Origin of the sequence: Escherichia sp. WS568, assembly GCF_046486085.1 — a bacterium.
In the GTDB taxonomy this organism is placed as follows: Bacteria; Pseudomonadota; Gammaproteobacteria; order Enterobacterales; family Enterobacteriaceae; genus Escherichia; species Escherichia coli.
Genome location: NZ_JBJQMC010000007.1, coordinates 252634 through 261603, shown reverse-complemented (window position 1 = coordinate 261603; position 8970 = coordinate 252634). Strand labels below are relative to the sequence as shown.

Below are 8970 nucleotides of genomic sequence, written 5' to 3'. Positions count from 1 at the left end.
TTTAACTTGTTCTTCAAGTTCCCGGATATGTTTAGACTGTCTGTAGATGCTGGTTCTGACAAAGGGAGATAAACCATTTTCGCCATCCTCCAGAATGGCTGGCAGCTCACGGGTTAAATGGTTTTGTCCGGCCGCAATCGTAATACCAAACTCAGCAAGTGTGGCTCTTAAACTATTGGCACAGGCAATCCGCTCACGGATAAGTATTCCCCGTTCAGTGTGTAACGCTAAAACGGCCTGCTGCTCTTCGGTTTTTATCTGAACAAAACGCATATTCGGACGTGTTACCGCTTCGCAGATTGCTTCAGCATCTGTTGCATCCGTCTTGTTCGTTTTCACATAAGGCTTCACATACTGCGGAGGTATGAGTTTTACCTCATGACCATAGCGGGTGAATAATCGCGCAAAATAATGACTGGATGAGCAGGCTTCCATGCCAATCAGACAAGGTTCCAGTTGAATCACAAACTGAACAAACTTAGCCCGGGTGAGCTTTTTACGCAAAATAGTATGGCCTTCATGATCGACACCATGAAGCTGAAAAACGTTCTTTGCCAGGTCGATACCAAGAGTTGATACTTTCATGTGGACGCTCCTAATTTTTCAGGACGTATTGCAACGATCCAGTCTGGTACTTTGATACCGTAAAATCTGGAGCGTCCATCTCATTATCCCTGTAAAACGCGCCCTCAGCCCACATCCATGTGGGCTGCCCCGGCCTTCAGGGAACGCCTCGGCGATTTTGACGCCACCAAACAACCGTGCGGCCTATTGATAAAGAGCTAACACATTGTCAAAAAACATCACTATGTTTCTTAGAGTTTCTCGATATCAATTGCCTGAATAGCCCTTGCAATATCAGGGGAATTATTCAACATCCGAACATGCTGAAATAATTCTGTTGCTTCATCGTATTCTTTACGCAAATAACTCAACCACTGTTTAATCCGCGCTACGTGATATAACCCGGTATCGCCCTGCTTTTCCAGACGGGTATATTTTTGCAGCAAAGCAACTACCTCCGGCCACGGCATTCGCGGTTCGTTATATTTTACCACCCGGCTCAGGTTGGGAATATTGAGCGCCCCGCGACCAATCATCACTGCGTCGCATCCGCTGATCGTCATGCATTGTTGCGCACTCTGCCAGTTCCAGATTTCACCGTTGGCAATCACCGGAATATTCAGCCGCTGGCGAATCTCGCCAATCGCCTGCCAGTCAATATGCTCCGCGCGGTAACCCTGCTCTTTCGTCCGCCCATGCACCACCAGCTCTGTAGCACCAGCCTGTTGAACCGCATCGGCGATTTCAAATTTCTTCTCACCGCTGTCCCAGCCCAGACGCACTTTTACGCTGACGGGCAAATGCGCCGGTACAGCTTCGCGCATCGCTTTTGCACCCTGATAGATGAGTTCAGGATCTTTGAGTAACGTCGCCCCACCGCCGCTACCGTTAACCGTTTTCGACGGGCAGCCGCAATTGAGATCCACGCCCCAGGAACCTAACTCGACCGCACGGGCGGCATTCTCTGCCAGCCATTGTGGGAACTGACCTAACAACTGCACGCGCACCAGCGTACCGGATGGTGTCCGGCTGGCGTTTTGTAGCTCAGGGCAAATGCGATGAAAGACTTTTACCGGCAGCAGTTGATCCACCACGCGGACAAACTCGGTGATGCACAGATCGTAGTCGTTAACTTCGGTCAGCAATTCACGCACCAGAGAGTCGAGTACACCCTCCATCGGTGCCAGTAACACACGCATATCATCACCCGCAAAAAAATGAGGCGCTATGTTAGCGCCTATAGTCAACGGATTAAAGGTCTGCAAAGAGGGATTGCTGCAAACTGCAATCCCTCTCTATGCTTGATGTATGCCTGAGTTCGCTGCGCATTGCGTAATGCCCGGGAGCGAAAAAATAAGCGCTGATTTCTTAATGTGATCGGTAGCACGTTTTACGAATTAATTGTATGATGAATCCATCTCATCTGGGGTGTTGATTATGAGTAAGACACTGAACATTATCTGGCAATATTTACGTGCTTTTGTCCTGATTTATGCCTGCCTGTATGCAGGCATTTTCATTGCTTCCCTGCTACCGGTAACCATTCCGGGCAGCATCATCGGGATGCTGATCCTGTTTGTCCTGCTGGCCTTGCAAATTCTTCCGGCAAAATGGGTCAATCCGGGGTGCTACGTACTGATTCGCTATATGGCGCTATTGTTTGTGCCGATTGGCGTAGGCGTCATGCAATATTTTGATTTGCTCCGCGCACAGTTTGGCCCGGTAGTGGTTTCCTGTGCAGTCAGTACGCTGGTGGTTTTTCTGGTGGTGAGCTGGAGTTCGCAACTGGTGCACGGTGAACGTAAAGTCGTAGGTCAGAAAGGATCAGAAGAATGATGGCGAATATCTGGTGGTCATTACCGCTGACATTGATTGTCTTTTTTGCCGCCCGCAAACTGGCGGCACGGTATAAGTTTCCCTTGCTTAACCCGTTGCTGGTAGCAATGGTGGTGATCATTCCTTTTTTAATGCTGACCGGCATCTCTTACGACAGCTACTTTAAAGGTAGCGAAGTGCTAAACGATCTGCTGCAACCGGCGGTCGTTGCGCTGGCCTATCCTTTATATGAGCAGCTACACCAGATCCGCGCGCGCTGGAAATCGATCATCACCATCTGTTTTATCGGCAGCGTGGTTGCGATGGTGACGGGGACTTCCGTGGCATTGTTGATGGGCGCTTCACCGGAAATCGCCGCGTCAATCCTGCCGAAATCAGTCACCACGCCTATTGCAATGGCGGTTGGCGGCAGTATTGGCGGTATTCCGGCAATCAGCGCAGTTTGCGTGATTTTCGTCGGTATTCTGGGCGCAGTGTTTGGTCATACGTTACTTAATGCGATGCGTATTCGCACCAAAGCAGCGCGCGGTCTGGCGATGGGGACAGCCTCGCACGCCCTCGGTACGGCACGCTGTGCTGAGCTGGATTATCAGGAAGGTGCATTTAGTTCGCTGGCGCTGGTGTTATGCGGGATTATTACTTCGCTGATCGCACCGTTCCTTTTCCCGATTATTCTGGCAGTAATGGGCTAAAATTTGCGATGCGTCGCGCATTTTTGATGTAAGTTTCACGCGTTGCATAATTAATGAGATTCAGATCACATATAAAGCCATAACGGGTTCGTAAACTGTTATCCCATTACATGATTATGAGGCAACGCCATGCATCCACGTTTTCAAACCGCTTTTGCCCAACTTGCGGATAACTTGCAATCTGCACTGGAACCTATTCTGGCAGACAAGTACTTCCCCGCTTTGTTGACCGGGGAGCAAGTCTCATCGCTGAAGAGCGCAACGGGCCTGGACGAAGACGCGCTGGCATTCGCACTACTTCCGCTGGCGGCGGCCTGTGCGCGTACGCCATTGTCGAATTTTAATGTTGGCGCAATTGCGCGCGGTGTGAGCGGAACCTGGTATTTCGGTGCCAATATGGAATTTATTGGTGCGACAATGCAGCAAACCGTTCATGCCGAACAAAGCGCGATCAGCCACGCCTGGCTGAGTGGTGAAAAAGCGCTTGCAGCCATCACCGTTAACTACACGCCTTGTGGTCACTGCCGTCAGTTTATGAATGAACTGAACAGCGGTCTGGATCTGCGTATTCATCTTCCGGGACGCGAGGCACACGCGCTGCGTGACTATCTACCGGATGCCTTTGGGCCGAAAGATCTGGAGATTAAAACACTGCTGATGGACGAGCAGGATCACGGCTATGCGCTGACTGGTGATGCGCTTTCTCAGGCAGCGATTGCGGCGGCAAACCGTTCGCACATGCCTTACAGTAAGTCGCCAAGCGGTGTCGCGCTGGAATGTAAAGACGGTCGTATTTTCAGCGGCAGTTACGCTGAAAACGCCGCATTCAACCCGACTCTGCCACCGTTGCAGGGAGCGTTAATTCTATTGAATCTCAAGGGTTATGATTACCCGGATATCCAGCGCGCGGTTCTGGCAGAAAAAGCCGATGCGCCGTTGATTCAGTGGGATGCCACCTCCGCAACGCTGAAAGCTCTCGGCTGTCACAGTATCGACCGCGTACTTCTCGCTTAAGCCTGGTGCCGGATGCGGCGTGAACGCCTTGTCCGGCTTGCCAGCCCTCTCCTGGTGTCGAAAATCCCGGCAAACAGTTTGCCGTTTCTTGCGCAAAACCAGCGGGTAAAGTAGCCTGATGGAAATTTTCCCTAGATCGAGTCTCCTGCATGTTAAAGCGCGTGTTCCTCAGCCTGTTAGTCCTGATCGGCTTGCTGCTGTTGACTGTGCTCGGCCTCGATCGCTGGATGAGCTGGAAAACCGCGCCTTATATCTACGACGAATTGCAGGATCTCCCCTACCGCCAGGTCGGCGTGGTGCTCGGCACAGCAAAATATTATCGTACTGGCGTAATTAATCAGTATTATCGCTACCGCATTCAAGGAGCGATTAATGCCTATAACAGCGGTAAGGTAAATTATCTATTACTGAGCGGCGATAACGCATTGCAAAGTTATAATGAGCCGATGACCATGCGCAAAGATTTAATCGCAGCTGGTGTCGACCCATCAGATATTGTTCTCGATTACGCAGGCTTTCGTACGCTGGATTCCATCGTGCGTACACGCAAAGTTTTCGATACTAATGATTTCATTATTATCACCCAACGTTTCCACTGTGAGCGGGCATTATTTATTGCGCTGCATATGGGGATTCAGGCTCAGTGTTATGCCGTACCGTCACCGAAAGATATGCTGTCAGTACGTATTCGCGAATTTGCCGCCCGTTTCGGTGCGCTGGCTGACCTTTATATTTTTAAACGTGAACCGCGTTTTTTAGGGCCGCTGGTCCCTATTCCGGCTATGCACCAGGTGCCGGAAGATGCGCAGGGGTATCCCGCCGTCACACCCGAACAGTTACTTGAATTACAAAAGAAACAAGGAAAGTAGTTATGGATGTACAGCAGTTTTTTGTCGTTGCCGTTTTTTTCCTTATCCCGATATTTTGTTTCCGCGAAGCATGGAAAGGCTGGCGCGCAGGCGCGATTGATAAACGGGTTAAAAATGCACCGGAACCGGTGTATGTCTGGCGAGCAAAAAATCCCGGACTCTTCTTCGCTTATATGGTGGCATATATCGGCTTCGGAATTTTATCTATCGGCATGATTGTTTATCTTATTTTCTATCGTTAATATTTTCTCTTTTCTGTTAATTATTGAGAATAATTATTACTTCACTCAATAAGCTGCGGATATAACATTCTGAACCGCAGCTATTTGTGAATCCTTTCACAGTTTAAATTTCCCCACGCGCATAGCCTTAATATCAGCACGCAATATTTATTTAGCGTTCGCCTTAATTACTCATAGCATTAAGGAAGATCACATGCCGCAACAAAATTATCTGGATGAACTCACTCCGGCTTTTACGCCTTTACTGGCGATTAAAGAAGCCTCTCGCTGTTTATTATGCCATGACGCCCCCTGTAGTCAGGCTTGTCCGGCGCAAACTGACCCAGGGAAATTTATCCGCTCAATTTATTTTCGTAATTTTAAAGGTGCTGCCGAGACAATTCGTGAAAATAATGCCCTCGGTGCCGTTTGTGCCAGAGTGTGCCCGACGGAGAAATTATGCCAAAGCGGTTGTACACGTGCTGGTGTTGATACTCCCATTGATATCGGTCGCTTACAGCGTTTTGTTACTGATTTTGAACAACAAACCGGGATGGAAATTTATCAGCCCGGTACTAAAACGCTCGGCAAAGTCGCCATTATTGGCGCGGGTCCTGCCGGATTGCAGGCCAGTGTGACGCTGACAAACCAGGGTTATGACGTCACGATCTATGAGAAAGAAGCACAACCCGGTGGCTGGTTGCGTAACGGCATTCCGCAATTCCGGTTACCGCAATCGGTGCTGGATGCAGAAATCGCCCGTATAGAAAAAATGGGCGTGACCATTAAATGCAATAACGAAATCGGTAACACACTCACCCTGGAGCAGCTGAAAGCGGAAAACCGCGCGGTACTGGTCACCGTGGGGTTATCGAGCGGTTCGGGGCTACCACTGTTTGAGCATAGCGACGTTGAGATTGCCGTCGACTTCCTGCAACGTGCACGACAGGCGCAAGGCGATATCAGCATTCCACAAAGCGCATTAATTATCGGCGGCGGTGATGTCGCGATGGACGTAGCCAGCACGCTGAAAGTTCTCGGCTGTCAGGCAGTAACTTGCGTAGCGCGTGAAGAGTTAGATGAGTTTCCGGCAAGCGAAAAAGAGTTTGCCAGCGCCCGGGAGCTGGGCGTTTCGATCATTGATGGATTCACGCCAGTAGCCGTGGAAGGCAATAAAGTCACGTTTAAGCATGTACGGTTACCGGGCGAACTGACGATGGCGGCAGATAAAATTATTCTCGCCGTCGGTCAGCATGCCAGACTGGATGCCTTTGCGGAGTTAGAGCCGCAGCGTAACACCATCAATACACAAAATTACCAGACCCGCGATCCGCAAGTCTTTGCTGCTGGCGATATTGTTGAGGGGGACAAAACCGTGGTCTATGCCGTGAAAACCGGGAAAGAAGCCGCCGAGGCGATTCATCACTATTTAGAGGGAGCTTGCTCATGTTAACGAAAGATCTTTCGATTACTTTTTGCGGCGTGAAGTTTCCCAACCCGTTCTGCCTCTCTTCTTCGCCGGTAGGCAACTGCTATGAGATGTGTGCCAAAGCCTACGACACTGGCTGGGGCGGCGTGGTGTTTAAAACGATCGGCTTTTTTATCGCCAACGAAGTCTCGCCGCGTTTTGATCATCTGGTGAAAGAAGATACCGGTTTTATCGGCTTCAAAAATATGGAGCAGATTGCTGAACATCCGTTGGAAGAGAATCTGGCCGCCCTGCGTCGGCTGAAAGAAGATTACCCGGACAAAGTATTGATCGCTTCAATCATGGGCGAAAATGAGCAGCAATGGGAAGAGCTGGCGCGTCTGGTGCAAGAAGCTGGCGCGGATATGATCGAGTGTAACTTCTCCTGTCCGCAAATGACTTCTCATGCGATGGGTAGCGATGTCGGGCAAAGCCCGGAGCTGGTAGAAAAATATTGTCGGGCAGTAAAACGTGGTTCCACGCTGCCAATGCTGGCGAAGATGACGCCGAATATCGGTGATATGTGCGAAGTGGCGCTGGCGGCGAAGCGCGGCGGCGCAGATGGCATTGCGGCGATTAACACCGTTAAATCCATCACCAATATCGATCTTAATCAGAAAATCGGTATGCCGATCGTTAACGGTAAATCGAGTATTTCCGGATATTCCGGTAAAGCGGTAAAACCGATCGCCCTGCGCTTCATTCAGCAAATGCGTACCCATCCAGAGCTGCGCGATTTCCCGATCAGCGGTATCGGCGGTATTGAAACCTGGGAAGATGCGGCGGAGTTTTTATTGCTCGGTGCAGCGACGTTGCAGGTGACCACCGGCATTATGCAGTACGGGTATCGGATAGTGGAAGATATGGCGAGCGGGTTGTCGCATTATCTCACCGATCAGGGATTTGATTCGTTGCAGGAGATGGTAGGTCTGGCGAATAACAATATTGTCCCGGCGGAAGATTTAGACCGCAGTTATATTGTCTATCCCCATATCAATCTCGATAAATGTGTTGGCTGTGGACGCTGTTATATTTCCTGTTACGACGGCGGTCACCAGGCGATGGAATGGAGCGAGAAAACCCGTACACCGCATTGTAATACCGAGAAATGCGTGGGTTGTCTGCTTTGTGGTCACGTCTGCCCGGTGGGTTGTATTGATCTCGGAGAAGTGAAGTTTAAGAAAGGCGAGAAAGAACACCCGGTAACGTTGTAGAACCCGCGTCACATCCGGCATTTGGCACCGAATGCCGGATGCAGCGCATCCGGCAATACCCACATTCACATCATTTCTTACGCGCGTATTTCAGTGAATCCAGCGCTACGGCGAAGATAATAATCGCCCCTTTGATGATGTACTGCCAGTATGGGTTTACGCCGATATACGTCAGGCCATAGTTGATGACGGTAAAAATAATTACCCCGGTCACCACGCCAATCACCGTCCCCACACCGCCGCTGAACGATACGCCGCCTACCACGCACGCCGCGATAGCATCCAGCTCATACATAAAGCCGAGGTTATTGGTGGCTGAGCCGATACGTCCGGCTTCTAACATCCCGCCGAAGGCATAGAACACACCAGACAACGCGTAGATCATCAGCAGGTTCAGGCCGACGTTGACACCAGATACTTTCGCCGCTTCCGGGTTACCGCCAATGGCAAAAATGTTCTTACCGAAGCGGGTTTTGTTCCACAACACCCAGACAAACACCACCGCAATCAACGCATAGAAGGTGATGTAAGAGAGACGGAAACTCCCCAGCGCGACAAAGCCCTGAGCAAAGGTAGAGAAGCCACTGTCAAAACCAGAAATTGGCGACGCCCCGACAAAGTCGTAATAGAGCGAGTTGATGCCATAGACGATGATCATCGTGCCGAGCGTGGTAATGAATGGCGTCACGTTGAGATAAGCGATAATCAGGCCGTTAATCAAACCGATCACCGCACCAATGGCACAGACAATCAGAATAACCAGCGCAATCGGCATCGTCGCCATTTCCGGGAACACTTTGTTGGCGTTATCCATGGACTGCAACAACGTCGCCGCTACTACTGCCGCCAGCCCCACCTGGCGACCTGCAGAAAGGTCGGTCCCCTGGGTGACAATTAACCCTGCCACACCGAGCGCGATAATAATACGCACCGATGACTGGGTGAGAATATTACTTAAGTTCAACAGACTTAAAAATGTTGGGTCCTGGAAAATAATAATTGCCAGCAAAACTAAAAGAACGACGTAAATACCGCCTTCTTTCAGGTAAGTAAGAAAACTTTTCTTATTTAACGCACTCATGGGAAGCCCCT

General features: G+C 50.2%; 10 protein-coding genes. 7 read left to right on the top strand and 3 right to left on the bottom strand.

Annotation, left to right across the window (positions count from 1 at the left end; genetic code table 11):
- On the bottom strand, positions 1 to 585 hold a 585-nt coding region (locus ACJHWR_RS10785), incomplete at its 3' end, for an IS110 family transposase (RefSeq protein WP_410224059.1).
- Positions 586 to 815: 230 nt separating this feature from the next.
- The gene (dusC, locus tag ACJHWR_RS10780; protein ID WP_001264877.1) at positions 816 to 1763 is read right to left on the bottom strand and encodes a tRNA dihydrouridine(16) synthase DusC; all 948 of its coding nucleotides are present in this window, start codon (positions 1761 to 1763) and stop codon (positions 816 to 818) included.
- Between the two features lie 238 nt (positions 1764 to 2001).
- Between dusC and ACJHWR_RS10775 the strand changes: the two genes are divergently transcribed.
- The 7 genes from ACJHWR_RS10775 to preA all read left to right on the top strand — a co-directional run bounded on the left by ACJHWR_RS10775 (position 2002) and on the right by preA (position 7878).
- Positions 2002 to 2400, top strand: a complete 399-nt coding sequence (locus ACJHWR_RS10775; protein ID WP_001295452.1) for a CidA/LrgA family protein — start codon at positions 2002 to 2004, stop codon at positions 2398 to 2400.
- A complete protein-coding gene (locus ACJHWR_RS10770) occupies positions 2397 to 3092 on the top strand; it encodes a CidB/LrgB family autolysis modulator (RefSeq protein WP_000968208.1) in 696 nt (231 codons plus the stop codon). The genes ACJHWR_RS10775 and ACJHWR_RS10770 overlap by 4 nt, the downstream gene beginning before the upstream one ends.
- Before the next feature lie 129 nt (positions 3093 to 3221).
- Entirely contained in the window at positions 3222 to 4106 is an 885-nt protein-coding gene (gene cdd, locus ACJHWR_RS10765; protein ID WP_000553555.1) for a cytidine deaminase, read from the top strand.
- 149 nt (positions 4107 to 4255) lie between these two features.
- Positions 4256 to 4975: an outer membrane permeability protein SanA gene (gene sanA / locus ACJHWR_RS10760; RefSeq protein WP_000920064.1), complete on the top strand. Its 720-nt coding sequence runs from the start codon at positions 4256 to 4258 to the stop codon at positions 4973 to 4975.
- Positions 4976 to 4977: 2 nt separating this feature from the next.
- Entirely contained in the window at positions 4978 to 5217 is a 240-nt protein-coding gene (locus tag ACJHWR_RS10755) for a DUF2542 family protein (protein WP_000383096.1), read from the top strand.
- Between the two features lie 193 nt (positions 5218 to 5410).
- Positions 5411 to 6649, top strand: coding sequence for an NAD-dependent dihydropyrimidine dehydrogenase subunit PreT (gene preT / locus ACJHWR_RS10750; RefSeq protein ID WP_001136381.1), 1239 nt, complete (start codon positions 5411 to 5413; stop codon positions 6647 to 6649).
- Complete coding sequence (gene preA, locus ACJHWR_RS10745) at positions 6643 to 7878, top strand: NAD-dependent dihydropyrimidine dehydrogenase subunit PreA (RefSeq protein ID WP_000956073.1); 1236 nt, start codon at positions 6643 to 6645, stop codon at positions 7876 to 7878. The genes preT and preA overlap by 7 nt, the downstream gene beginning before the upstream one ends.
- A 70-nt stretch (positions 7879 to 7948) precedes the next feature.
- Here preA and mglC read toward each other — a convergent pair whose 3' ends face one another.
- Positions 7949 to 8959, bottom strand: a complete 1011-nt coding sequence (gene mglC / locus ACJHWR_RS10740) for a galactose/methyl galactoside ABC transporter permease MglC (RefSeq protein ID WP_001275119.1) — start codon at positions 8957 to 8959, stop codon at positions 7949 to 7951.
- Positions 8960 to 8970: the final 11 nt, after the last annotated feature.